Genomic DNA, 24,693 nt, shown 5'->3' on the forward strand with positions numbered 1-24,693 from the left:
TTTGCTAAGCTGGGAGGTAGCGGCTATAAGCAGTACCTGTGCGCTACGTAAACACCTTGTTATCAGGGTTAGTATAAATACCTGTTTTAAAAAACAGGTGCTTCTACGCTAAAAGCAGGCCGGCACCAGGCCAGACCTTTGACCCGTCATCCGAAGCTTCACCCATGACAACGGCGACCGCTGAAAAGCCGCAACAGAGTAGGCAATTCATTTCCTCTATTTGTCAGTACTGCTATGAACCACCCCCCCAAATCAACTGCCGTGGCCACCGACGCCGCAACTCCCTCGGCCGAAGCCGCGGTGCTTATCGAGCAGCTTCGCTCGCAGGCCAGCACGCTGCTGAGCGCTGCCCTGGGCCAGAATCCCCTCGTCAGCTTTGGCGTTGGGAGCGCCGGTAACTTTCCTTATTACTGGCAAAACCCCAGCAACCTGCTGTTTAACGGCAATACTTACAACTGGATTAACTACAACCTGAAGGCCAATGCGACGCCCACCCAGCAAAGCAGCGATTTCTTCACGACGCAGTTTATCGAGGTATTCAGCTCTATCAACTACCAGCTTTCGCAGGCTGACCAGGCTACGCTCACTCAGGCCCAGAAAAATGCCACCAACCAGCAAATGGCCCTGCTGACGGCCTGGAAGGCGGCCTACGGCTCGTTGCCGACTCCTACGCCGGGAATGCAGCCTATCGATATCATTATGAATACGATAGCTACAACCTGGGCGAAGCCGGCTACGACACTTTCGGCCATTCAAACCGCGCCTAACCTCAACGCGCTGCTCAACAACACGCCGGCCAGCGGACAACCCATCCGCCCGGTGCTGGCCAATTACCTGCAAGCCCTGGGCAGCAGCATCTCGCTGCAAAATGCCACGACCATGAATAATGGCTACCTGCAAGCTGCCCTCACGGCCGTGCAGTCGCCCTCGACTACCAACGGCGGCCTGACTATTGATACCATTTCCAACCTGGTGCCGGCCTATAACGTGGCTACGCCGCTCAGCGATATCATCAACGGGCTGAATATGACCAGTAATGCTATTCCCGTGAGCATGGGCGTGGCGCGTACCAGCGCCAGCGAGCTCCAGGTATCGGTGAGCGGCTCGACAGGCTTCAGCATTCCGGTTCTCGATTTTTTCTCGCTTTCGACCGACGCCAGCGCCAGCTATTTTTCCGATAGCATCGCTACCAGCTCCAACTCCATCACTATCAGCATGCTCTTCACGGGCGTTACGCTGGTTAACTTCGGGCCAGTGTCGTTCAACCCCGCCACCGGCCTGAACTGGCTTTGGCTGCAACCCATTACCGATGCCATCCGCAATGGCAATGCCGACGTAACGGGCTTCCACTTTTCGCCGCCCTGCTCCGTCGATTTTTCGCCCAACGGGCCATTTGGCTACCTTTCGGGCGTAGCTATCTCCAACTACCCAACCGTAACGATTACCGTTAAAAGTGCCAACTACCAGAGCATTGCCACTACTATTCAGCAGTCGGTAACGGTAAAAGCCTCCTTCCTGGGTATTCCTTTGGGGTCTACTACCGAATCTTCCTACTCGCACTCGGTGCAGACCAATGCCAGCAACTCGACCGTCACCATTACGCTGGCTCCGCCCACGGCCTCGGTGGCGGGTTCCAATGAAAGCTCGCTGGGCTGGGTGCTGGGTGCCCAAACCTGCTACCCGGCGGCCATTACGGCTTTCGCCGCCGAGCATGCCCGGGCAATGAAGCCCGCCCGGCCGAGCCACGCGGCCCCGGCCGCCGGCAAGTAAGCCCTTGCCGGATGTCAAAAGCCAAAAAGCGCCCCCGGCCACTGGCCGGGGGCGCTTTTTGGCTTTTGACGCGGGGCAGATTAGTGATTTACCACGTCGTTCTTCATGGCGTCGATAAGTGCCAGGAATTCTGTTTGCTCCTGGGTAGCTATCTTATTGGTGGTAAGCGAGTTAACGAGCAACCCCCGCCAAACCGTGTATTCGGTAGGGGTAACGGCCATGCCGGTGTGCGCCACCAGCATCGACTTGCCTGTGTACTTGATAGGCCCGCCCGTGATGTCGGTAAACTGGTCGACCACGTTGTTGCGCAGGCGCTGTACCCGCGTCGGGTCGGTGGCAGGCTGGCCGTTTACGCCATTATTGGCGTCGAGCATGGGCTTGTGCGAGCGCAGCATTACCGAGTTGGGTAGTTGGGTTTCGGCCCCGACATTGGCTACCATCTGGTCGGCAATGCCTTCGATACCGGTTTTACCGTCGGTGCCGTTTTTGCCGCCCATGCGCACGTAAAGCGAGTCGGGCTGCGCTGTGTCTTTCGAGCCGCAGGCCGACGTGAAGAGGGTAAGCGCCAGCAAAGCAGCGCTGGCCAGTGAGAGTTGAGGTTTGAACATAAAAAAGAGTGAAAGGGTAAAAGAAGAAAAGAAGTAGCTGGGAACGCAACAAATGGGTCGTAGTCCGCCAGGCTGCCCAGCCAGGACAGTAGGGTGCATACCCGGCCGATAGCGGTAATAACTTGGGGTAGACGGCCAGCTAGGCCGACACGAAAAAGCGCCGCAGGTTGAGCGCAAACTTCACCCGGTCGAGTAGGACGAGGTAGCTGCCGGGCACGGGGCACTGGCGAATAAGTGGTGGGCCTGTGCGAGCGGGCGGATTATCAATTACCCGAGCCCCGTGCCGGCCTATCGCTGCATAAAGGCCCGGCAGGGATACTTCGCCCGGATGGTACACGAAAGCCACGCAATTGGTGCGTGGGCTTACGGCGCAGGCGGCTACTCCGGGCTCGGCAGCGAGCTGACTACGCAACGCCTGCGCGGCGGCCGGGCTCCCCACCGGAGCCAGCTGCCATACCGTCATCTCAATGGGCCGCACGTAGTGGTGCATTTCGGGGGCTTCCCAGTTTGCCCAAAGCAATAATGCCACAAGGGGAATGGCCCAGCTGCGACGAATAAGAAACCGAAAGATAGTAGAAAGGCGAGCGGGTAAGCGTAAAGCCATGCGGGACTATGTAAGCAGAAAGGTAGGCTGGAGTCTAGGTGAGAGGCTGGTTGGGCAGCAACCCTGAAGCTGGCCCGATTGCGCTAAACCAAGATATTGTTTTAGTATTTTGTGCAAGGTAAGAGGAGTGAGTGTTACACACACTATAGTCAGGCTTACTTACTTTTTTAAGTATAGCAGTGTCATAAGCCAACTTCCTGAATTACTCAATAAAACAAAAAAATTACTGTTCAGTACAAAATGCCTGTGAGCACAATGGCTGTTTTTACTGTTACTGTTGTCATCATAAAAACTTCATAGTCTGGCTGTTCTGACCTTTTGTTGCTACAAGCGGCTGAAATGTCATTAACCAGAACAGTAGAAAAAGAAGCAGTAGAAATGAGCAGCCTTAACAGTGGGAAGGCATAATAGTTAGGGCCATTTAGTACACTTTTCGGCGATGTGTTTGGCTAATTAGCGTTTTGCCACTCAGTTTAGTAGCTTTGGTGGGCGGGGCAGCTAATAATTTTGGGAACTTTCCGGCGGGGGCTAACCTTGAAAAAAGGTGCTTGACCCCAATTTTTACGGTACTTTTGACGGCAGCTTGCCGATTTTACGTTCTATCCAGTGGCTATTACCAATACTCCCGCTCCTGATGCTTCTCACCCCGACTTCTTGCAGCCGGGCGACTCGCTGGATTTTGACCTGAGCGCCCCTGCCTTGCCCACGCTGGATGCGGCCGCCGAAACCCTGACAAGCGAACCCGACGAAGAGGCCGTCCGCGTGGTTTCCCATACCCTTTTTGGTGATGAGCTGCCGGCCGATGAAGCTGAACCGGAAGATGCTGCCGAGCCCGACTCGCCTGAGGAGGCTGAGCTGGTTGCGGAAGAGGAGGAAGGCAAATTCGCCCCCGGCGAGGTTATCCACGATATTGCTACCGTGCGCGGCATGTACCAGAACTGGTTTCTGGACTACGCCAGCTACGTGATTCTGGAGCGCGCCGTACCGGCCGTGGAAGATGGCCTCAAGCCCGTGCAGCGCCGCATCTTGCACGCCATGAAGGAGATGGACGATGGCCGCTTTAACAAAGTAGCCAACGTTATCGGCCAAACCATGCAGTATCATCCGCACGGCGATGCCAGCATCGGCGATGCGATGGTGAACCTGGGCCAGAAAGACCTGCTCATCGAAACCCAGGGCAACTGGGGCGACGTGCGCACCGGCGACTCGGCCGCCGCGCCGCGCTACATCGAGGCCCGGCTCTCGAAGTTTGCGCTCGAAGTCGTCTTCAACCCCGACATCACGGAGTGGCAGATGAGCTACGACGGCCGCAAGCGCGAGCCCACTACGCTGCCGGTCAAGTTTCCGCTGCTGCTGGCGCAGGGCGTGGAAGGCATTGCCGTAGGCTTGAGTACCAAGATTATGCCGCACAACTTTCGCGAGCTGTGCCAGGCCAGCGTGGCGGTGCTCCGAAATCGGGAATTCCAGCTCTTTCCCGATTTCCCGACCGGTGGCCTGGCCGATATCAGCAACTATCAGAACGGGCAGCGTGGCGGGCGCATCCGGCTGCGGGCCACGATTGAGAAGGTAGACAAGACGCTGCTCGTTATTCGCGACATTCCGTACGGCACCACCACTACGGCGCTCATGGAGAGCATTGTAAAGGCGAGCGAAGCGAATAAAATCAAGATTAAGAAGGTAGTTGATAACACTGCCGCTGAGGTCGAGATTCAGGTGCAGCTGCCGCCCGGCATCAGCCCCGACCTTACCATCGACGCGCTCTACGCGTTTACCGACTGCGAAATATCGCTTTCACCTAATACGTGCGTCATTATCGACGACAAGCCGCGCTTCGTGGGCGTGGAGGAGATGCTGCGCCTGAGCACCGGCAAAACCGTGCGCCTGCTGGAGCGGGAGCTCGAAATCAGGCAGCAGGAATTGCAGGAAAAGTGGCACTCGGCTTCGCTGGAAAAGATTTTTATTGAAAATAGAATATATAGAAAAATTGAAGAATGTGAAACCTGGGAGCAGATTCTGGAAACCATTGACGCCGGCCTGAAAAAGTTTGTGCGGGTGGAAGGCGAGAAGCTGAAAGCGAACGATACCCGCATCGTCCTTCGCCGCCCGGTAAGTGAAGATGACCTGACCCGCCTCACCGAAATCCGCATCAAGCGCATCTCCAAGTACGATGGCTTCAAGGCTGAGGAATACATTCAGCGACTCGACGCCGAGCTGGCCGAGGTGGCCGACCACTTGGCCAACCTCACGCGCTACGCGATTGCCTACTTCGAAAACCTGCTGAAGAAGTACGGCGCGGGCCGCGAGCGCAAAACACAGCTGCGCACGTTCGATGTGGTTACGGCTCAAAAGGTTGCGGTAGCCAATCAGAAGCTTTACGTGAACCGCCAGGATGGCTTTGTGGGCTACGGCCTGAAGAAGGATGAGTTTGTGTGCGACTGCTCGGACCTCGACGATATCATTGCCATTAAGCGCGACGGCACGTTTATGGTGACCAAAATCGCGGAGAAGACCTTTGTGGGCAAGGACATTCTGCACGCGGGCGTGTACAATAAAAACGACGACCGCCTGGTGTACAACATGGTGTACGTCGACGGGGCCAGCGGCATCAGCTTTGCCAAGCGCTTTCTGGTAACGGGCATTACCCGCGATAAGACCTACGACCTGACCAAGGGCACGAAAGGCACCAAAACCCTGTACCTGACGGCCAACCCGAACTCGGAAAGTGAGATTGTCGCCATTCAGCTCTCGGATAAAGCCCCGGCGCGGGTCAAGCAGTTCGACTTCGACTTTGCCGAGCTGGCCATTAAAGGCAAAGGCTCGATGGGCAACATCGTAACCAAGCAGCCAATCAAAAAAATAATCCGTAAATCGCTGGGTGATAGCACGCTGGGCGGGCGGGAAGTATTCTTTGAGCCAGTGGTAGGGCGCCTCAATCACAATGGGCACGGCCGCTACCTGGGCACCTTCGACACCGAACATCTGGTGCTGGTGGTGTACAAGGATGGGAGCTATGAGCTGGTAGCTCCCGACCCGGCCAAGCACTTCGACCTGCCCAATATGCTGCTGCTGCGCAAGCTGGAGCCCGATACTGTGGTAAGCGCCGTGTACGTGGAAGGAGAAACCAAGGTGCACTACATCAAGCGGTTTCACATCGAAACCACGACCCTCGACAAACGCTTTACCTTCATCTCCGAAAGCAAAGGCTCGAAGCTGCTGGCGGCCACGGCCTTTGCCGAGCCGGAGGTAGAAGTGAAATTGCAGCGCGACAAGAAAGCCGAGAAGGAAACTGAAAAAATCCGCCTCGACCAGTTTATTGAGGTGAAAGGCTGGAAGGCGATGGGCAACAAGCTCAATTATTTCAAAATCCACAGCCTCGCCCTGCTTACCGACGAGGGCCCCGAGCCCCAGCGCCGCGAGGCCAAAAAGCGCGGCGTCGCCAAGCCGGAAGGCGGCGAAGCTGCAACCGAAGCGTTAGAAGTTTCGCCGCCTTCCGATGTAGAGGTAACCGATGAGGAGGTAGCCCAGTCGCAGGCGCTGCTGCGGCGGCCCAAAGCGCAGCTGGGGCTCTTTTAGCGCCCGGCCGGCGTAAGTCGGCCGCGGTGCGCCGGCACGCTGGAGTGGGCTGCTGCAGGACTAAGCAGCGCAGGCAGTTGGCGTTGGCCCTGTTGCCGCCGGGCCAGCTGCCGTATGCCAGGCAGGCGGGCCGGGTAGGCGACCCTGGCAGTAGCAAGCCCGCGCGCCGGCGCCGGGCGGGCCAAGCGGGCCCGGAATTGCAAGCAGCCGTAAGCGCAGCAGGCGTTTGCTGCTAATTTACCCCAACTTTGTCGGATTATATCCAGTAGTCCGCGCCCGTTTTACCGGGTTGCCCCGTTCTGTATGCCGCGCCACCGCTTTGTTTTCGTGTTGCTTGGGCTGCTGGCAGCAGCGGCGGTGCCGGAAACAGCCCTGGCGCAGAAAACAACGTCGGCTCAGCCTTCGCCGCCCGTAGTGCCCGCCGCCAATGAGCTGGGCATGCGGCCTAAGCCCAAGGCGGCCAGCTCGCCGGCTCCCGATTCGGTTGCCCTGCGCCAGCATTTGCGCCAGGCCAGTACGCTGCAAGCTAAATACAAGGATTCGGAAGCGCTGGCCGAGTACCAGGCTGTGCTTAAGCTGAATGCCCAGCACTACGAAAGCCTGTGGCGGGCGGCTGTGCTCAGCGTGAGTATCGGCAATCGCTATTCAGATGAGACCCGCAAAAAAGCCTATTTCGACGCTGCGCACCAGTATGCCGAGCGGGCGCTGGCTTTGCAGCCCGAAGGCGGCGAAAGCAACTACGCAATGGCCCTGGCGCTTTTCAGCGAAGCCGGGCTGACCAGTGCCCGCGACCGGCTGCGGCTATTCAAGCAACTGCGCTCGCACGTATTTCTGGCGGCCGAGCGCCGCCCCGACCTGCCCGAAGCCTGGCAGCTGCTGGGCCGCTGGTACTACCGGGTAGCCCACTACAACCTGCTCGAAAAGGCATTTTCGCGCATTTTTTTAGGCGGCTACCCGCAGGGTGCAACGTCGAAAAAAGCGATGGATGCGCTGGAGAAAGCCCATCAGCTGGACCCCCTGCGGATTCAGTACTGCTACGATTTGGCGCGCATGTATAAGTACCAGGGCCGCCGTCAGCGGGCTATCGCCATGCTTCAGGAAGCCATTAAGCTGCCAACTTATACCAGCGAAGACCTGACCGTGAACCGCCTGTGCCAACAGCTGCTGCCGCCGCTGCTGCGGGCCGCTGCCCGGCGCGACCGCCTGCACGCCAACTGGTACAAGTCCTTAAGGGCGCCTACTCCCAACGCGACTGCCACCCCTGGGGCCACTGCCCATTAGGAGAAGGGCTGGTAATCGAAAAAGTCTTACCAGCCACTAGAAAACGAAAAGACCATCAGGTCGCCGAAGCAAGCCTGATGGTCTTTTTAGTTACAACCACTTGCTAAAGAAGTGGCAATGCTTATTAGCTCGTGGTGAGCTGGTCTGCGGTTGCTGCACTGGCCTGCTCAGCTGCAGCCCCGGGCGCGGGGCTGTGGTGGGGCTGGCCGGCGGCTTCGGTGCCATAGATATGGGCCATATCGTGGATGACGGTTTCCCCGTTTACCTGCAGGTCTTTGAGGCGTCCGTCGGCAATGTCGTAGACGAGGCCGTGGAGGCGGGGCGGGTTGTCGCTCTTCATGGCATTCTGGATAATGTTGGTTTTGGCCAGGTTGCGCACCTGCTCCATCACATTGAGCTCGACGAGGCGGCGCAGGCGCTGGGCTTCGTCGGGAATGCGCAGCAGCTGGGTTTCGTGCAGGCGCACCACGTCGCGGATGCTCACCAGCCAGTTGTCGATGAGGCCGTACTGCTTATTGCTGGCCGCGGCGGCCACGCCCCCGCAGCCGTAGTGGCCCACAATCATAATATCGCGCACGCCTAATACTTCCACGGCATATTGCAGCACGCTCAGCAGGTTCAGGTCGGCATGAACTACCAGGTTGGCGATGTTGCGGTGCACAAACATCTCGCCCGGACCCGTGCCCGTGATGCCCGAGGCCGGCACCCGCGAGTCGGAGCAGCCAATGAACAGGTAGCGCGGCTGCTGGCCGTTGGCCAGGCGCTGAAAAAACGCCGGGTCTTCCGCGTTTTTGCTGGCCACCCACTGGCGGTTATTGGCCAGAATTTCCTGTATACCGGTAGGCAGCGCGTTTTTGGAAGAATGAGTGGAATGAGAGGAGGTTGGCACGGTTCTAAAATGAAGAATGGACGGATTGAAAAATCAAAAAAAGGTGGTTTCAAAGCCGGCGCTGGAAAGAGTAGTGCGCTCTGGAAAATGGGCCGGTGGCAATTGTAGTGCAAGCTTACGGCCCCGCTATTAAGCTACGCTTAAAAGGAAATTAAAAGCAAGTTAAAAAGCGCGCGACTTCAGCTTGGCTGCCGATGGGAGGCAGTTGGTTGCTAAATGGCTAGGGCGCAGCATGTAAGGCAGTCGGGCAGTACAAAGGAATTAATGTGATATGGTCTGATAATCAATTTCCTGTATCAGCGCGTGGGCAGCGTGGGCCATTCCAGCCACACCTGGGTGCCTTCGGTGGGCTGGCTCGTTACGCGCACCGTACCGCCATGCAAGGCCATAATCTGGGCCGTGAGGGGCAGGCCGATGCCATGACCCGGCAGCCCGCGGACGGCCGACGCCCGAAAAAAAGGCACGAATACCTGGCTGAGGTCGGCTGCCTGCAACCCGCAGCCGTAGTCCTGCACCAATAGCCGCAGGTGATGGGCCCCCGATACCAGAGTAGCCGTAACCGGTGCCGTCGCTTCGGCCGAGTACTTACAGGCATTGTCGAGCACGTTGAGCATAGCTGCCAGCAGCAGCGCCTCGTTGCCGCGCACCTCGGGCAGCTGGCCGCTGGCCTCGTCTCCGAGCTCTAGCTCTATATCTACGCGGCGCGTGGGGTAGCGCCGCAGTATCTGCTCATGCGCTTGCAGCAGCAGCTCATCGAGGCGCACGGGGCGCATGGGCACCTGCGAGGGGTCGCCGGAAGCGCGCGCTATTTGCAGCAGGCCATTGGTGAGGCTGCTGAGCTGGCGGGCTGCGTCGAGGGTACTTTGCAGGGTGCGTCGATAGTCGGCCGCGGGCCGGGTGGCCGGCAGCAGGGCCACTTCCAGCTCGCCGATGAGCGCCGTGAGCGGGGTGCGCAGCTCGTGCGAGGCATCGCGCACAAAGGTGCGCTGCCCCACAAACGCCGATTCGAGGCGGTCGAGCAGGCGGTTGAAGCGCTGGGCCAGGCGCCCCAGCTCATCGGGGCGGCCATTGCCCTGGGTGAGGCGGCGGGTAAGGTCGGTAGCCGTGATGCCGTCTACTTCGCCTACCATGCGGCGCAGGGGGCGCAGGGCCTGCCCGGCCAGCAGCCAGCCGCCCGCGCTCATCACCGCTGCCGCTGCCAGCAGGCCCAGCGCCAGCACCTGCCGCAGCCGCTGAAGCTGGTGCCGCCCTTCTTCATCGACCGAGGCCGCTACGACCACCAGCGGCCCCAGGCGGCTGCCCTGGTAAAGCAGGCCGACGGTTTCGTGGTAGTCGGCCTCCGGCTCGAGCATGGCGCGCCCTTCGCGGCGGATTTTGGCCAGCCACTGCACTGGAACCGCCGTGGTCGGGGGCTGCTGGCCCTCCCGAAACACCAGCTGGCCGGCAGCGTCGTACACGCGGCCTTCTTCGGCGGGCAGCGTGCGGTAAAGCTGGCGCAGATAAAGCCGGTAGGAGGCCGCGTGGCCGGAGGAATCGGTATGGGCCTGCCCGTCGGCATAGGCGTGTCCCACTACCATTGCCCGCCGAAATAAGCTTTGAGTAAACTCCTTCCGCCGCGCCCGTTGGGTTACGAAGTAGATAGCCAGCGCAAACAGCACCAGGGTTATCACCAAAATGGCCCCAAACTGGGCCGCCAGCCGCAGGCGAATAGACATGGGGGATGGGTAATGAGTAATAAGGAGTAAGTAATATGTAATTAATATATAGTCTATACAATACTTGTTGCCTTTGCGAGCACAGCGAAGCAATCACACCCAAACGATACCCGCCTGACTCGTTCTAGGGCGATTGGCGCGTTTCGCTCGCAAGGACTACCAGTGTTGTGTAAAGTATATATTCATTACTCACTGCCCCGCAATCCGTAGCGCGTAGCCCATGCCTACGAGTGTATGAATCAGCTTTGGCTCAAAGCCTTTATCCAGCTTCTTTCTTAAAAAATTAATATAGACATCAATTACATTAGAGCCGGTATCGAAGTTTAAATCCCAGACGTGCTCCAGCAGGTCGGCGCGGCTCAGCACGCGGCCCTGGTGGCGCAGCAGGTATTCGAGCAGGGCAAACTCGCGGGCAGTGAGCTGCACCGGCTGCCCCGCCCGCTCCACGCGCTTGGTGGCGGGGTCGAGGCTGAGGTCGGCCAGGCGCAGCACGGTTGCTGGGGCGGGGGCGTCCGTGCGGCGGCGCACCAGCGCCCGGATGCGGGCCAGCAGCTCGCTAAAGGCAAAGGGCTTTACCAGGTAGTCATCGGCCCCGGCATCGAGGCCGCGAATTTTATCGTCGGTTTCGCCCAGCGCCGTGAGCATCAGGATGGGCACGCCCGGGTCGTGGGCCCGTACCTGCCGGCACACCTCCAGCCCGCTGATGCCGGGCAGCATCTGGTCGAGAATAAGGCAGTCATACGGCGTGCTTTGAGCGCGGTGCAGGCCCAATAGTCCATCGGCGGCCAGGTCTACGGTGTACCCCTGCTCGGTGAGGCCCTGGTGCAGGAAGGCCGCCACGGAGGGCTCATCTTCGACAAGAAGAATTTTCATAGGTAAAAGGCAAATCCGGACAGTACCGCCGATTTGCCGGGGCAAAAATGCGGCTGGCCGCTGGTTTCTGGCCGCAGGAGGAGAGGCAGCAGAGCTGGCCAGCTACTTTTGCAGCTCGCTTTGGCTGCATATGTTTCGTTGGCTCCTTTCTATTCTGGCTTTGCTGCTGGCTGGCTGCCACGGCGCCCCTGCCGAGCGGCCCGATACCCTCGTGGATTTGGCTACCGTGCGCAGCGGCCCCCGCGTGCAGGCCGATGAGCTGGACGGCGCCATTCGGCAGCAGCCCGACAACACTGGCCTGCTGGCTCGCCGGGCCACGCTGCGGCTGGCGGCTGGCCAGCCAGAGGCGGCGCTCCACGATGTGGAGGCTGCCTTGCGCATTGATGACCAGGACGGCGACCTTTATTTTTTACAGGCCCGTACGCTGCGGGCCCTGGGCCGCCTGCCCGAGGCCCTGGCCGCCGCCCGCCGCGCTGCCGACAACGGCTTCAACTCGCCCGAGTTGCCGCTGCTCGAAGGCGAAACCCACCTGGCGGCGCACCAGTACGAAGCTGCGCTGGCCAGCCTCGACCGTACCCTGCGCCTCGACCCCGACCAGCCCGCCGCGCTTTTTTACAAAGGGCTAGCCTACGCCGCCACGGCCGATACCACGCAGGCGCTCGACTATCTGCAGGCTGCCCGTGCCCGCGACCCGCGCCAGCCCGAGATTTTGCACCAGCTGGCTTTTTTGCTCAATGCCTACCGCGTGCCCGCCGAGGCGGCGGTCTACGCCGCGCAGGGCCTGCGCCTCGACTCAACCTACGGTGCGCTGCACTACGACTACGGCCGCCAGCTTGAGTTGCAGGGCCGCCCCGATAGCGCCCTGCGCTACTACCGCCGTGCCCTGGCGCTCGACACCACGCAGTACCGGGCCGATTACCGGCTGGCCCTGGCGGCCAGTGCCCACGGCCAGCGGCCGCCCGCCGTTATTGCTCACTTGCAGCGGGCACTGCGTCGCAACCCCCGCCTGCCCGGAGCCCGCGCCATTCTGGCCGAGGCCCTGGAAGAGCAGCGCCGCTTGCCTGAAGCGCTGCGCCAATACCAGCTGCTGGTGCTCGAAAACCCCAGCAACCAGCACTGGACCTTTAAGGTGTGGAAGCTGCGCGACCTGGTGCAGGCGTCGCTGCCCGATAGCCTGCGCCCCGCGCCGCGTAGCTATTACCACCGCCCGCCCGCCCGGCTCCGTCCCGTGGAGCCGCTGGCTCCGCTGCCCATGCGATAGGGGAGGGCGCGCTATTCAGCTAGCGTAGATGGCCAGTGGGCTAGCCAGGTACGGCATTGGGTCAGAGCCTAAGCGGCGTAGTAAACCGCCAGCTAGTTTCAGGTTGTGAGTAAGTGGCTGATAATATTAATGTAGAGATTGTTTGTCGCATTAAAATCCACCCTGACAAAGCCGCGTCCAGCCGTAGCGCCTATCATTATTTAGGTGATACTTTTGTGCTTAATCAGTCCTGGGCTTTGTAGGGTTGTAAGTAAGATTCAATTCCCTTCTTTTTTATGAGAAAACTTTACTTTGTCCTGACGGCGGGCGGGCTGGTGGTGGCTGGCCCGGCCTTCGCCCAGGATTTAACCAATGCCGGGGCCACGCTCACGGTGCAGCCGGGGGCCGTGCTCTACGTGGGCACGGGCGGGCTGAGCAATCAGGCTGGCAGTACGCTCACCAATGCCGGCACGCTGCGCACCGACGGCGGGCTCACCAACGCCGGCACGCTCGACCTGAACACGGGCACGCTCGAAGCGCGCGGCGACCTGGCTAACACCGGCACGCTGCTGCCGGGCACCAGCGTCGTCACCTTCAGCGGGCCGGCCAACCAGCTGCTGACCCCCGGTGGGGCCAGTCTCTACCAGGTAGTGGTCAACAAGCCCACGGCCGGGGCCAACACCCTGCAGTTGGGCGGCAGCCTGACGGTGCTCAACCAGCTCACCCTGACCACCGGGCTGGTGAACACCCAGAACGGGTCCACCGTCAATACGTTGAGTTTGCCCGACGGGGCCAGCGTGAGCGGCGAGGCCAGCGGGCGCTATGTGCTCGGGGCGCTGCAAGTCACGCGCAACGCCGTGAGCGGCAGCTCTCCCGTGGACTTCAGCCACGGAGTGGTGCTCAACCCGCAGGGCAATAGCCTCGGGGCGGTCAGCATCACCCGCACGGCGGGCCTGCTCACCCCCGACGTGAGCTACGGGCAGAACGTGGGCGGCACGAGCAAGGGCATCGACCGAATCTGGGCGGTGGTGCCCACCAGCCAGCCCAGCAGCCCGGTGCAGCTGAGCCTGAGCTGGCTGGCTGACGACAACAACGGGCTGACGGACCTCACGACGGCGCGGGCCTGGCAGCAGCCGGCCGTGGGCCAGATGTGGCGCCCGGCCGGGCCGGTCACCGACGCCAGCAGCAGCCTGAGCGTGAGCGCCACGCCCACGGTGCTCAACCGCTTCACGGTCAGCAACGCGGCCAACCCGCTGCCCGTTACCCTGGTGGACTTTACCGCCCAGGCCCAGGGGCCGGCGGCCGTGCGGTTGAACTGGACGACGGCTTCGGAGCTTAATAACGTGGGCTTTACGGTAGAGCGCAGCCTCGATGGGCACGTCTTTGCCGCCATCGGCACGGTAGCCGGGGCCGGTACCAGCTCGACAGCTCATACCTATAACCTGGTGGATAATCGGCTGCCGGCCGGGGCCACGCTGCTCTATTACCGCCTGGGGCAGACCGACGGGAGCGGGGAGGTGCACTATTCGCCCGTACGCACGGTGGCCCTGACGGCGCAGGCCGCAGGCTTCGTGGTGTACCCGACCCACGTGGCGGTAGGACAGGTCGCCACTTACCTCTACACGGGCCCGACCGGCCCGGCCACGCTGCACGTGTTTGATGTGCTGGGCCGCTCCGTGCTGAGCCTGCCGGCCGAGGGCCGCGCCCAGGGCGAAGTACCGCTAGCCGGGCTGGCGGCCGGGGCCTACGTGCTACGCTACACCACGGCCACGGCCAGCTTCACCTCCCGCTGCGTGGTCGAATAGACACTTACGTGTCTGCTTATTACTTCTTTTTTTGCCTTCCTGTTTGATGAAAAACCTTTTTACTCCATTTAAGTAAATCCTGGCAATCACCGTATTGATGACGGCGGGTCGTTCCCACTCCCACGTCTAGGGCGTGGGAGTGGGAACGACCTTGCCTTTTCCGGCACCGGCAACGTTGGCATCGGCACCAGCGCGCCCTGTACACTAGTAGAAGTAAACGGCATCAGTTTTTTGGCGGCGGCACGGTGCCCAATACTCCTAATGCTGCAGGTAGCGGCTGCAACGCAGTGCGTCCCGGAAATGGGGAAACCGAGTTCTATGACTATCAGGGAACGGGTGCCGGCGGGTTTCGCTTCTACGCCATTCCTAACACCGGTACGCCGAGTGCCAGCAACCAAGTAGCTTATATCAATACGGCCGGTACCTGCCAGACGCTATCCGACCGCCGGGTGAAAACGAATATTACAACCCTGCACCACGGCCTGCGCACAGTGATGGCTCTGCGGCCCGTTTCGTATGACTTTCACCCCAGCCGTCAGTTAAAGGATGGAGTCGTAACCTTTAGGCCCGACGATAAGCCCGTGCGGGCGCTGGGTTTCGTAGCCCAGGACCTCTACCAGGTTGTGCCGGAGGCCGTGGAGAAGCCCGCCGATGAGCGCACCGCGCTGTACACCGTGTCTTATGCCACTCTGGTACCAATACTGACCCAGGCTATCCAGGAGCAGCAGGCCCAGATTGAGACCCTCAAGACCCAGAATGCCGCCCTGCAAGCCCGCACAGCTCAGGCCGATGCCGACCACGCCAGCCTGCAAACGCTGCAGGAGCAAGTAGCCCGCCTGCTCGGCGAAGCTGCCCCGGCCGGAGCCCAGGCCCACAAGTAGCCTCCCATGCCCTTAGCGGTTGAAAAGCTTCCGACTAGTCGGACGGAGGCTTTTTAACTGTATAATACATTATAATATTTATTTATTATATATTTACTATTGTTGATAAAATTTAGCCCGGCGTACGTTCCGGAGCTACCGAGCGGCGAAGCTTCCTGCCGCCGCATTTCCTGTGGGAAGCCGTTGTGGTCAGCCGGCTCGTGCGCGGGGGCTGGCCCGTCTCTGGCCGGACCCGCGCCGGGCTGGTACGTTAGCCCCGCGCTTTCTTTGCGGTCGGACTTCGGAATTAGGTAGTTACTATGGTTCGTTTTGGAGCTTTGCTAAGTTTTTGGTGCCTGGTAGCGGCCGGGGCACTGGCTCAGCCGTACGTGCCCCCCGTCCTGGCTGCCCGACCTGCCGTGGCAAGGTGGCTGGGGGCGCTGGCTGCCCATCCCCGGCCCGACAGCCTGCACCTGGTGCTGCTCACCAAACTAGCCGGGGCCGTGCAGGCCCGCAACGTGCGCGCGGCCCGGCCAGCCCTGCTGGCCGCCGTGGCTTTGGCCCGCCAGCTGCGCCAGGGCGACCTTTTGGCCGAAACCTTGCTCGACCTGGCTGATTATCACACGCTGCTGGCGCAGTACGACTCGGCGGCCTCGTGCCTGCGCCAAGCCAACCGCGACTTTACCCGTCTGCACGACCTCGGCGGCCAGATGCGCTGCCTGGGCCGGCGGGGCCGCATTGCCGGCCAGCAGGGGCAGTACGTGGCCAGCCTGGCCTATACATTCCAGGGGCTGGGCCTCCCCCGTACCGGCGACAACCGCCGCTTTTATACCAGCCTCCAGATTCAGCTGGCGCATACGTATGCCGAGGTGGGTAATTATGCTGAGGCTACCCGCTACCTGCGTACCGCTCTGCACGAAGCCTATCATTGGGACTATCCCGACCGCGAAAACCTGGCGCATGATGCGCTGGGCGAAGTATATCGGCAGCAGCACCAGTGGGCCGCCGCTCAAAAAAACTTTGCCCTCAGCCTGCACATCAGCCAGCGCCTGGGGTTTGTCTCGCTTACAATCGGCACCCGCCTGCACCTGGCGCGCCTGCACGAGGACCAGGGCCAGACCGCCGCCGCTCGGGCCTTGGCCCGGCAGGTGCTCGCCCAGGCCCAGGCCGCCAATGAGCCCTTGCTGGTGCCGCCCGCTCAGGCCATGCTGGCGCGGCTGGCCCTGGCCCAGGGCCAGCTGCCTGAGGCCCTGGCGCTGGCCAGGCGCAGCCTGGAGGCCAGCCAGCGGGTACACGCCTTGTCGGGCGTGCGCGAGGCCAGCGCTGTGCTGGTGCAGGTATATACCCGGCAGCGTGCTTATGGCGCGGCCCTGGCTGCTTTGCAGCAGTACGACAGCGCCAACGACAGCCTGATAGGCGATGTGACCCGCCGCCGGGTTGCCCTCCTGCAATTCGACCACCAGCGCCGCAGTCAGCAGGCCCAGATTCGGCTACTTACCCAGCAAAACCGCCTGCAGGGCCAGCAGCAGGAGCTGGACCACCTGCGCGCCCAGCGCACGGTAGGCGCCCTGAGTGCCCTCAGCCTGCTGGCCATGCTGCTGGCTGGGGGCGGCCTCTGGCAGGTGCGCCGCCGACAGGCTACCCGCGAAGCCCGGCTGCGCTCTCAGCTCGCCGCCGACCTGCACGACGAGGTGGGGACCCTGCTCTCGCAAATCTCGATGCAGAGCCAGGTGCTGCAAGCCGGCCTGCTGACTGACCCCGCCGGCCAGCACCGGCAGCTGGGTCAGATAAGCGAGGCCAGCCGCACGGCCGTGCGCCAGCTCAACGATGTGGTCTGGAGCCTTGATGCGCATAACGATACCTTGCCCCAGCTGCTCGACCGCCTGCGCGACTATGCCTACGAGGTGCTGGGCCCGGTAGGCGTACCGGTTGAGTTCACGCTGCCCGCCCAGGTCCCCGCCCGCTATCTGTCCCTGGCGCTCCGCCGTAACCTGTACCTCATTTATAAGGAGGCCCTGCACAACGTGCTTAAGCACGCTCCCGCCACTCCGCGGCTGGTGGTGGGGGTGGCCCTGCTCACTTCCGGCAACCTGGCTCTCACGCTCGAAAATGACGCGCCCATCGGTTGCCTACCCCTTGTGCCGCGTCGCAGCGGCCATGGCCTGCGCAACATCGCGGCCCGCGCCGCGGCCGTGGGTGGTACTGCCACCAGTGGCCCCCGGCCCGACGGAGGCTTTGTGGTGCGGGTAGTAGTGCCCGTGTAGCATCTTTATGCGATACTGCCGCGCAGGAGAGGTGCCTACCTTTGCATGCGTGATTACTCCTTTAGCCCTTGTCGAAGACCAGCCCGCTATCCGGCAGGCACTCAGTACTTATTTTGGCGCGCAGCCCGAGTTTGTGCTGGTCAGCGTATCGGCCTCAGTCGAAGAGCTACTGGCCGGCCTTGACGCCGGGGGGCGGCCGCCCCGCCTGGTGCTCTCCGATGTGGGCCTGCCCGGCGGGCTGTCGGGCATTGAGGGGATTGCGAGCATTCGGGCGCGGGTGCCGCAGGTTGAGGTAGTGCTGCTAACGGTTTACCAGGAGCCGGAGCGGATATTTCAGGCGCTGTGTGCCGGAGCGGTAGGCTACCTCGTCAAAACCACGGGCCTGGCCGACCTCAAAACCGCTCTGCTCGATGTGCTGGCCGGCGGCTCGCCCATGTCGCCGGCGGTGGCCCGGCACGTAGTGCGCTACTTTCGCCCCGTTGAGCGGCGGCCTTCCCCGGTTTCGCTCACTGCCCGCGAGCAGCAGGTAGTCGAGGCCATTGAGCAGGGATTAAGCTACAAGCTGATTGCCGACCGCCTGGGGGTGTCACTCAATACCGTCCGCTCCCACATCCGGGCCGTATACGAAAAGCTGGAGATTAACTCCCGGGCCGAGCTTATGAGCCGGGGCAGGCACTGGGAATAAGTACTATAGGGTAGGCCAGGGGCAGCAGGTTGTCCCGGCAGCCCGCTTTAGCGGCGGTAGCAGGCCCAAACTCCGCTTACTTATTCTCCTCTCGCCGTAACTTGCGCCGGCCTTGCGCCCTCCGCAGGCTATTGTGTATGCTTAATATCACCCTCCCCGATGGCTCCGTCCGCCCGGTCGAAGCAGGCTCGACGGGCTATGACCTCGCCGCCAGTATTAGCGAAGGCCTCGCCCGCAACGCCCTGGCCGTAAAAGTAAACGGCGAAATCCGCGACCTGCATCGTCCGCTCACTGAAGACGCGGCCCTCGAAATCCTGACCTGGAACGACGCCGGCGGCAAGCAGGCGTACTGGCACTCCTCAGCTCACCTCATGGCCGAGGCCCTCGAAGCCCTTTACCCCGGCGTGAAGCTGGCTATCGGCCCGGCCATCGAAAATGGCTTCTACTACGACGTAGACCTGGGAGAAGGCCGCACTATTTCGAGCGATGACTTTCCCGCCATCGAGAAAAAGATGCTGGAGCTGGCAAAGAACAAAAGTCGGTTTGAGCGGCGCGAGGTGCCTAAGGCTGAAGCTATTGCTTATTTTACCCAAAAGCAGGACCCTTACAAGCTGGAGCTGATTGATGGCCTGGAAGACGGCCAGATTACCTTCTACTCACAGGGCGGCTTTACCGACCTCTGCCGGGGACCGCACATTCCGGATACCGGCCCAATCAAGGCTGCCAAAATTATGAACGTGGCCGGTGCCTACTGGCGCGGCGACGAGAAAAACAAGCAGCTTACGCGCCTTTACGGCATCACTTTCCCCAAGGCCAAAGACCTCACCGAGTACCTCGAAAAGCTTGAGGAAGCCAAGCGCCGCGACCACCGCAAGCTGGGCAAAGAGCTGGAGCTGTTTGCCTTCTCGGAGAAAGTAGGCGCGGGCCTGCCGCTCTGGCTGCCCAAGGGTACGGCCCTGCGCGAGCGCTTGGAGCAATTTCTGCGTAAGGCGCAGGTAAAAGCTGGCTATCAGCCGGTTGTGACGCCGCATATCGGCTCTAAAGAGTTGTACGTTACCAGCGGCCACTACGAGAAGTACGGAGCCGACTCGTTTCAGCCCATCAAGACGCCCAACCCCGGCGAGGAGTTCTTCCTCAAGCCCATGAACTGCCCCCACCACTGCGAAATCTACCGCACCAAGCCGCGCTCGTACCGCGACCTGCCGGTGCGCCTTGCCGAGTTTGGCACGGTGTACCGCTATGAGCAGTCGGGCGAGCTGCACGGCCTTACCCGCGTACGTGGCTTCACGCAGGACGATGCGCACATCTTCTGCCGTCCCGACCAGGTAATCGACGAGTTCAAGAAAGTAATTGACCTGGTGCTTTATGTATTCAAAGCGCTAGGTTTTAGTGAGTTCACTGCGCAGATTTCGTTGCGCGACCCGGCAAACAAGACCAAGTATATCGGCTCTGACGAAAACTGGGCTATTTCCGAGCAGGCCATCATTCAGGCCGCCGCTGAGAAAGGCCTGACTACCGTAACGGAGCTGGGCGAGGCGGCCTTCTATGGCCCCAAGCTCGACTTTATGGTGCGCGACGCGCTGGGCCGCCGCTGGCAGCTGGGTACGGTGCAGGTCGACTACAACCTGCCCGAGCGCTTCGACCTCGAGTACGTGGCCCCCGACAATACCAAGCAGCGCCCCGTGATGATTCACCGGGCACCGTTTGGCTCGCTGGAGCGCTTTGTAGCCGTGCTTATTGAGCACACGGCCGGTAATTTTCCGCTCTGGCTCTCGCCCGAGCAGTTTACCGTATTGCCCATCTCCGATAAGTTTGCCGACTATGCCTACGAAGTCAAAGCCCGTCTCGAAGCCGCCGACCTGCGCGGCACCGTAGATGCGCGCGACGAGCGCATTGGCCGCAAAATCCGGGATGCTGAAATGGCCAAAACGCCCTATTTGCTGATTGTGGGCGAAAAAGAAGCTCAGGACAATATCATCAGTGTGCGCCGCCACGGCGAAGGTGATATCGGCTCCATGCCCATGGATGGCTTCATCAAAAGCGTGAATACCCAGGTGGCCGAAGCGATGGGCTGATTTTTAACGGGTAGTAGTCAGGTAGTAAGGCGTAGCGCCAGACCAGTGTCGGCCAGCTATTACACATTACTAATTGACTATTACCCGTTAATTTTAGCTTTCATTTTGATTTGCCAGTAAAAAGTCGGATATTTGCCCCCCGAACGATTGGGCTAGCGCCTGCTCGTTGCGCCTTTAAAATATTCCCCGCCACATTTTAGCAGGAGGACTTTCGCCATAGCTACCCCGAATCGTCGGTACGTGCCCCGCCAGCAGGTGGAGGAACCGTTCAAAATCAACCAGAAAATCACCGCCCGCGAGGTTCGCCTGGTGGGGGATAACGTCGAGCAGGGTGTTTACCCTACCGACCAGGCCCGTAAAATGGCCCAGGACCAGAATCTGGACCTGGTGGAGATTTCGCCTACTGCCGTGCCGCCCGTATGCCGCGTCATCGACTACTCCAAATTCAAGTACGAGCAGAAGAAGAAAACCCGCGAGCTGAAGGCCAAGCAAACCAAGGTAGTGCTGAAGGAAATTCGCTTCGGACCTAATACCGACGACCACGACTTCGATTTCAAGCTCAAGCACGCGCAGGAGTTTCTGAAAGAGGGCGCCAAGATTAAAGCCTACGTGCACTTCGTGGGCCGGAGTATTGTCTTCAAAGAGCGCGGCGAAATCCTGCTGCTCAAGTTTGCTCAGGCTCTTGAAGAGCTGGCCAAAGTAGAGCAGCTGCCCAAGCTCGAAGGCAAGCGCATGTTTCTCTACCTGGCTCCCAAGGCTGCCGTCGTCGTGAAGGCGGCTCCCAAGCCCGCCGCTGCGCCCGATAAAGACAAAGCCGCCAAAGCACCCAAGGACGCTAAACCCGCCCAGGAGCCAGCCGCCGCCACCGAATAGCTTAACCCCGTTTGTTGATGGCTGCCGTTGCCGGGCGATTAACCCGTTCAGCGTCAGTACCTAACAATCAATAATCAACCACCACTCATGCCCAAAGTAAAAACTAAGTCGGGTGCCAAAAAGCGCTTTAAGCTGACCGGTACCGGCAAAGTGAAGCGTAAGCACGCTTTCAAGTCGCACATTCTCACCAAGAAGAGCACCAAGCGTAAGCGCGCCCTCACCCACAGCGGCCTGGTTAGCTCGGCCGATATGAACCGGGTGAATCAGATGCTCAATATCTAATACAATCACCAGGCTTCCGGCTGAAACCGCAGGTTTCTGAAGCACTAAAGCGCCGGCTGCCAAAAACAACTTAGGTTATGCCAAGGAGTGTAAACCACGTGGCCTCGCGCCACCGTCGTAAGAAAGTAATGCGGCTTGCCAAAGGCTATTATGGCCGCCGCAAGAACGTCTGGACCGTTGCCAAGAACGCCGTAGAGAAGGGCTTGCTCTATGCCTACCGCGACCGCAAGGTGAAGAAGCGGGAGTTCCGCGCCCTCTGGATTCAGCGTATCAACGCTGGGGCCCGTGAGCATGGCCTTTCGTATTCACAGCTGATGGGTGGCCTGAAGAAGGCTGGCATCGAGCTAAACCGTAAAGTGCTCGCCGACCTCGCGCTGAACCATCCCGCTGCTTTCGCGGGCATCGTTGAGAAAGTGAAGTAATGCGGGCGGGGCTTCTTCCGGAGTCCTTGTCTTTCGACTGAATCTGAAAAGCGCTTGCCCCCGGTAGAGGAGGCAAGCGCTTTGTCATTTTCGGCGGGAACACCAATGCGGGGAAGGTGCCGCTTCTCAAGGGCTTATATACAGGAAAATGCCGGCCAGGCTACCCCTGGCTTGCTGCAAGCCACAGGAAGTGCATAAGCAAAATGCCGCTCCAACGAGGTTGGAACGGCACTTGCTAAAGTAGCGGGGACGAGAGTTGAACTCGTGACCTCAGGGTTATGAATCCTGTGCTCTAACCAACTGAGCTACCCCGCCAGTTGGTGATTTGGGAGTGCAAAGGTAAGAAAAAAAAACAACCCCACAAGCCCCGGCTTAAAAAATACTTGTTTTCCTGCCCGCAGAGCCACTTTACGTGGTTAGTGACGGGCGTCATTCCTTATTTAAATATGGCTATGCCCGCCACCAGCGTCAAGCGTCGCTTCGAGATGGAATACTCGATAAACGCCTCTCCCAAAATCCTTTTTCCCTACATTGCTTCGGCCTCGGGCCTGTCGCAGTGGTTTTGCGACGACGTGCGCCTCGACCCCGACCACCGCCTGAATATGGTGTGGGACAAGCAAAGCCACTTTGCTGAGATTGCGGCGCAGCGGCCCGGGCGGAGCATCCGGTACGTATTCCTCGACGAAAAGAAGTGCTCGCAGCCCGACGCCAATTACCTCGACTTTACGCTGGAGTCGTCGCTTATCACCGATGAGGTATTTTTGCGCGTGACTGACTACTCCGACCACCTCGATGCTGAGGAGCAGCAGGAGCTCTGGGAGAGCCTGGTGGGTAAGCTCCGCGAGCAGGTAGGCGGCTAAGCGGGTTTCGTGCCCCGCACGGGCACCAGAAGCTCCGGAAGCTGCGTTAGACCCGCATAGCCCCGCACCTGCGCCGAAAATTGCTGTTGTGAAAAAACTAGATAAGCTTATTCTAAAGGCCTTTGCCGGCCCATTTTTGCTCACGTTTGCGGTAGTAGAATTTATTCTGCTCACGCATACGCTGCTGAAATACCTCGACGATATCGTGGGGAAGGACCTCGGCACGGGCGTGTTGCTGCAGCTGCTGTTTTTCTTCAGCGTGCTCATCGTACCCATCTCGCTGCCGCTGGCCGTGCTGCTGTCGTCGCTGATGACCTACGGCAGCCTCGGCGAGCACCACGAACTGACGGCCATTAAGGCCTCGGGTGTGGCGCTTACCCGCATTCTGCGGCCGGTGTGGCTGGTGAGCATGGTGCTGGCAGTACTGGCCTTCTGGTTTAACGAGCGCATTGTGCCCAAGGCCAACCTGAAGGCCTACAGCCTGCTGTGGGATGTGCGTCAGAAAAAGCTGGCCCTCGATATCCGGCCCGGCGTGTTCTACAACGGGATTCCTGGCTATACCATTAAGGTAGATAAGAAAGTAGGGCCGGATAAAGATATACTAATGGGCATAATGATATATGACCATACTCAAAAGTCAGGCAATGCCACCGTGATGCTGGCCGACTCGGGCCGCATGTTTACGCGTTTCGGCGGGCAGTACCTGGGGTTTGAGCTGTTCCGCGGCCATAGCTACATTGAGCAGCCCGATGCCCGCGACCGCTCGGCGGCCTCCTTTATCCGCGAAGGCTTTAAGCGAAACATGATAACGTTTTCGCTGGCCTCTTTCAACCTCGACCGCACCAAGCAGGAGCTTTTCCAGACCAACCGCATGATGCTCAATATTCCGCAGCTCATTCATGGCTCGGATTCTATTCAGCGGTCGCTAAAGCGGGAGCGTAAATTGCTGCCCAGCCGGATGGGTGGTTACTACACCTTCCTGCGCTTCGACACTGCCGGCCGGGCTCAAAACCGCAAGCTGGCCAAGCTTCAGGTGCCAGCTACCCGGCTGGGGCCGCTTACAGCGCAGCAGGTAGAACAGGCCCTGAACCGCGCCCGCAACGTAAACTCCTTTATTACGTCTACCTCGCAGCGACTCTACGAGGTAGCCCGCGACTCGGCGGAGTTCCGCATTGAGATTTACCGCAAGTACACCCAGTCGACGGCCGTGCTGCTCATGTTTCTGATTGGGGCCCCGCTCGGGGCGATTATTAAAAAGGGCGGCCTGGGCGTACCGATTCTGGTTTCGATTCTTTTTTTCATCGTCTTCTACGTTTTCGATACGATGGGGTCGAAGTACGGCCGCGACTTCGTGCTGCCGGTTGGGGTAGGTATGTGGCTCTCCAACAGTATCTTATTTCCTTTTGGCTTGTTCTTCCTCTACCAGGCCTATAATGACTCCGGCCTGTTGGAAATGGATTTCTGGCGGCGGCTGGCACAGCGGCTGCCGCGCTTTCCACGCCTGCGGCAGCTGGCTGCACCCGTGCGCAAGTAGGGCTTGGAATCCGGAAAGAAAGGGCGTACCTTTGCACCCGCCCCGAGGTGCGGGGCACATATTTTCTCTTCTCATTTAATCTAAGACGGGTTCTCCCTATCTGCCGATGAAACTCTCGACCGAGGCCAAACAGGCCATCTTTGAAAAAAACAGCCTTCAGAAAGTAACTACCGATACTGGTTCGGCCGAGTCGCAAATTGCTTTGTTCACGCACCGCATCACGCACCTGACGGAGCACCTGAAAGTTAACAAGAAAGACCACAGCACCCGTCTGGGCCTGCTGAAGCTGGTAGGCAAGCGCCGCCGCATGCTGGATTACCTCCAGCACCGTGAAATCAACCGCTACCGTGCGATTATCAAAGAGTTGGGCATCCGCAAGTAAGCCCAGCTACGGAGAGTAGGGAGCCTTCCACGTGAGGGTTCCCTACTCTTTTTTTTGCCCATTGTCTGTTTTAGACATGAGACGTTAGACAGCCGCTA

The 24,693-nt window shown here is 60.1% G+C and carries 19 protein-coding genes, 1 tRNA gene and 1 pseudogene; 15 read left to right on the top strand and 6 right to left on the bottom strand.

The genetic code is table 11. The features are described 5' to 3' along the window. Window positions 1–234 precede the first annotated feature (234 nt). Window positions 235–1,770: a lamin tail domain-containing protein gene (locus F6X24_RS13140; protein WP_191906321.1), complete on the top strand. Its 1,536-nt coding sequence runs from the start codon at window positions 235–237 to the stop codon at window positions 1,768–1,770. A gap of 80 nt (window positions 1,771–1,850) precedes the next feature. Here the strand turns inward: F6X24_RS13140 and F6X24_RS13145 are convergent, their stop codons facing one another. Together F6X24_RS13145 and F6X24_RS13150 are read right to left on the bottom strand one after the other, a co-directional pair. Further along, a complete protein-coding gene (locus F6X24_RS13145) occupies window positions 1,851–2,378 on the bottom strand; it encodes a group I truncated hemoglobin (RefSeq protein WP_191906322.1) in 528 nt (175 codons plus the stop codon). A gap of 139 nt (window positions 2,379–2,517) precedes the next feature. Next, on the bottom strand, window positions 2,518–2,982 hold the full coding sequence (locus F6X24_RS13150; RefSeq protein WP_151088437.1) for a hypothetical protein: 465 nt from the start codon (window positions 2,980–2,982) through the stop codon (window positions 2,518–2,520). An 855-nt stretch (window positions 2,983–3,837) separates the two neighbouring features. Here F6X24_RS13150 and F6X24_RS13155 point away from each other — a divergent pair. Both F6X24_RS13155 and F6X24_RS13160 read left to right on the top strand, forming a co-directional pair. Beyond that, entirely contained in the window at window positions 3,838–6,555 is a 2,718-nt protein-coding gene (locus tag F6X24_RS13155) for a DNA gyrase/topoisomerase IV subunit A (protein ID WP_151089612.1), read from the top strand. 303 nt (window positions 6,556–6,858) lie between these two features. Beyond that, complete coding sequence (locus tag F6X24_RS13160; protein WP_151088438.1) at window positions 6,859–7,836, top strand: tetratricopeptide repeat protein; 978 nt, start codon at window positions 6,859–6,861, stop codon at window positions 7,834–7,836. Window positions 7,837–7,960: 124 nt separating this feature from the next. Here F6X24_RS13160 and F6X24_RS13165 read toward each other — a convergent pair whose 3' ends face one another. From F6X24_RS13165 to F6X24_RS13175, 3 genes are all read right to left on the bottom strand, one after another. Further along, entirely contained in the window at window positions 7,961–8,725 is a 765-nt protein-coding gene (locus tag F6X24_RS13165) for a carbonic anhydrase (protein WP_229725090.1), read from the bottom strand. Between the two features lie 296 nt (window positions 8,726–9,021). Further along, entirely contained in the window at window positions 9,022–10,440 is a 1,419-nt protein-coding gene (locus F6X24_RS13170) for a sensor histidine kinase (RefSeq protein ID WP_151088439.1), read from the bottom strand. 189 nt (window positions 10,441–10,629) lie between these two features. Then, window positions 10,630–11,313, bottom strand: coding sequence for a response regulator transcription factor (locus tag F6X24_RS13175; protein ID WP_151088440.1), 684 nt, complete (start codon window positions 11,311–11,313; stop codon window positions 10,630–10,632). 130 nt (window positions 11,314–11,443) lie between these two features. On the opposite strand from F6X24_RS13175, the gene F6X24_RS13180 reads away from it, so the two are divergent. From F6X24_RS13180 to rplT, 9 genes and pseudogenes are all read left to right on the top strand, one after another. After that, the gene (locus F6X24_RS13180; RefSeq protein WP_151088441.1) at window positions 11,444–12,574 is read left to right on the top strand and encodes a tetratricopeptide repeat protein; all 1,131 of its coding nucleotides are present in this window, start codon (window positions 11,444–11,446) and stop codon (window positions 12,572–12,574) included. Between the two features lie 275 nt (window positions 12,575–12,849). Next, window positions 12,850–14,358: a T9SS type A sorting domain-containing protein gene (locus F6X24_RS13185; protein ID WP_151088442.1), complete on the top strand. Its 1,509-nt coding sequence runs from the start codon at window positions 12,850–12,852 to the stop codon at window positions 14,356–14,358. 287 nt (window positions 14,359–14,645) lie between these two features. Then, a complete protein-coding gene (locus F6X24_RS13190) occupies window positions 14,646–15,239 on the top strand; it encodes a tail fiber domain-containing protein (protein ID WP_191906323.1) in 594 nt (197 codons plus the stop codon). Window positions 15,240–15,538: 299 nt separating this feature from the next. After that, window positions 15,539–17,482 (top strand): ATP-binding protein, encoded by a 1,944-nt coding sequence (locus F6X24_RS13195; RefSeq protein ID WP_151088444.1) that lies wholly within the window; start codon window positions 15,539–15,541, stop codon window positions 17,480–17,482. Window positions 17,483–17,531: 49 nt separating this feature from the next. Then, on the top strand, window positions 17,532–18,167 hold the full coding sequence (locus tag F6X24_RS13200) for a response regulator (protein WP_191906324.1): 636 nt from the start codon (window positions 17,532–17,534) through the stop codon (window positions 18,165–18,167). 137 nt (window positions 18,168–18,304) lie between these two features. Beyond that, complete coding sequence (thrS, locus tag F6X24_RS13205) at window positions 18,305–20,242, top strand: threonine--tRNA ligase (RefSeq protein WP_151088446.1); 1,938 nt, start codon at window positions 18,305–18,307, stop codon at window positions 20,240–20,242. 216 nt (window positions 20,243–20,458) lie between these two features. After that, window positions 20,459–21,016 (top strand): annotated as a pseudogene (gene infC / locus F6X24_RS13210) (translation initiation factor IF-3); the annotation flags it as partial. Between the two features lie 186 nt (window positions 21,017–21,202). Then, window positions 21,203–21,397 carry a 50S ribosomal protein L35 gene (gene rpmI, locus F6X24_RS13215; protein WP_144842930.1) on the top strand — a complete coding sequence of 65 codons (195 nt, stop codon included), beginning with the start codon at window positions 21,203–21,205 and terminating at the stop codon, window positions 21,395–21,397. Window positions 21,398–21,474: 77 nt separating this feature from the next. Then, window positions 21,475–21,819: a 50S ribosomal protein L20 gene (rplT, locus tag F6X24_RS13220; protein ID WP_068333791.1), complete on the top strand. Its 345-nt coding sequence runs from the start codon at window positions 21,475–21,477 to the stop codon at window positions 21,817–21,819. Window positions 21,820–22,060: 241 nt separating this feature from the next. On the opposite strand, the gene F6X24_RS13225 is transcribed toward rplT, so the two are convergent. After that, window positions 22,061–22,134 (bottom strand) — tRNA-Met (locus tag F6X24_RS13225). Window positions 22,135–22,265: 131 nt separating this feature from the next. Here F6X24_RS13225 and F6X24_RS13230 point away from each other — a divergent pair. From F6X24_RS13230 to rpsO, 3 genes are all read left to right on the top strand, one after another. Further along, window positions 22,266–22,679, top strand: coding sequence for an START-like domain-containing protein (locus F6X24_RS13230; protein ID WP_229725092.1), 414 nt, complete (start codon window positions 22,266–22,268; stop codon window positions 22,677–22,679). A gap of 88 nt (window positions 22,680–22,767) precedes the next feature. After that, on the top strand, window positions 22,768–24,213 hold the full coding sequence (locus F6X24_RS13235) for an LptF/LptG family permease (protein WP_151088448.1): 1,446 nt from the start codon (window positions 22,768–22,770) through the stop codon (window positions 24,211–24,213). A gap of 106 nt (window positions 24,214–24,319) precedes the next feature. Then, a complete protein-coding gene (gene rpsO, locus F6X24_RS13240; protein WP_151088449.1) occupies window positions 24,320–24,595 on the top strand; it encodes a 30S ribosomal protein S15 in 276 nt (91 codons plus the stop codon). The last annotated feature ends 98 nt before the right edge of the window (window positions 24,596–24,693 follow it).

Source organism: Hymenobacter baengnokdamensis (genome assembly GCF_008728635.1).
In the GTDB taxonomy this organism is placed as follows: domain Bacteria; phylum Bacteroidota; class Bacteroidia; order Cytophagales; family Hymenobacteraceae; genus Hymenobacter; species Hymenobacter baengnokdamensis.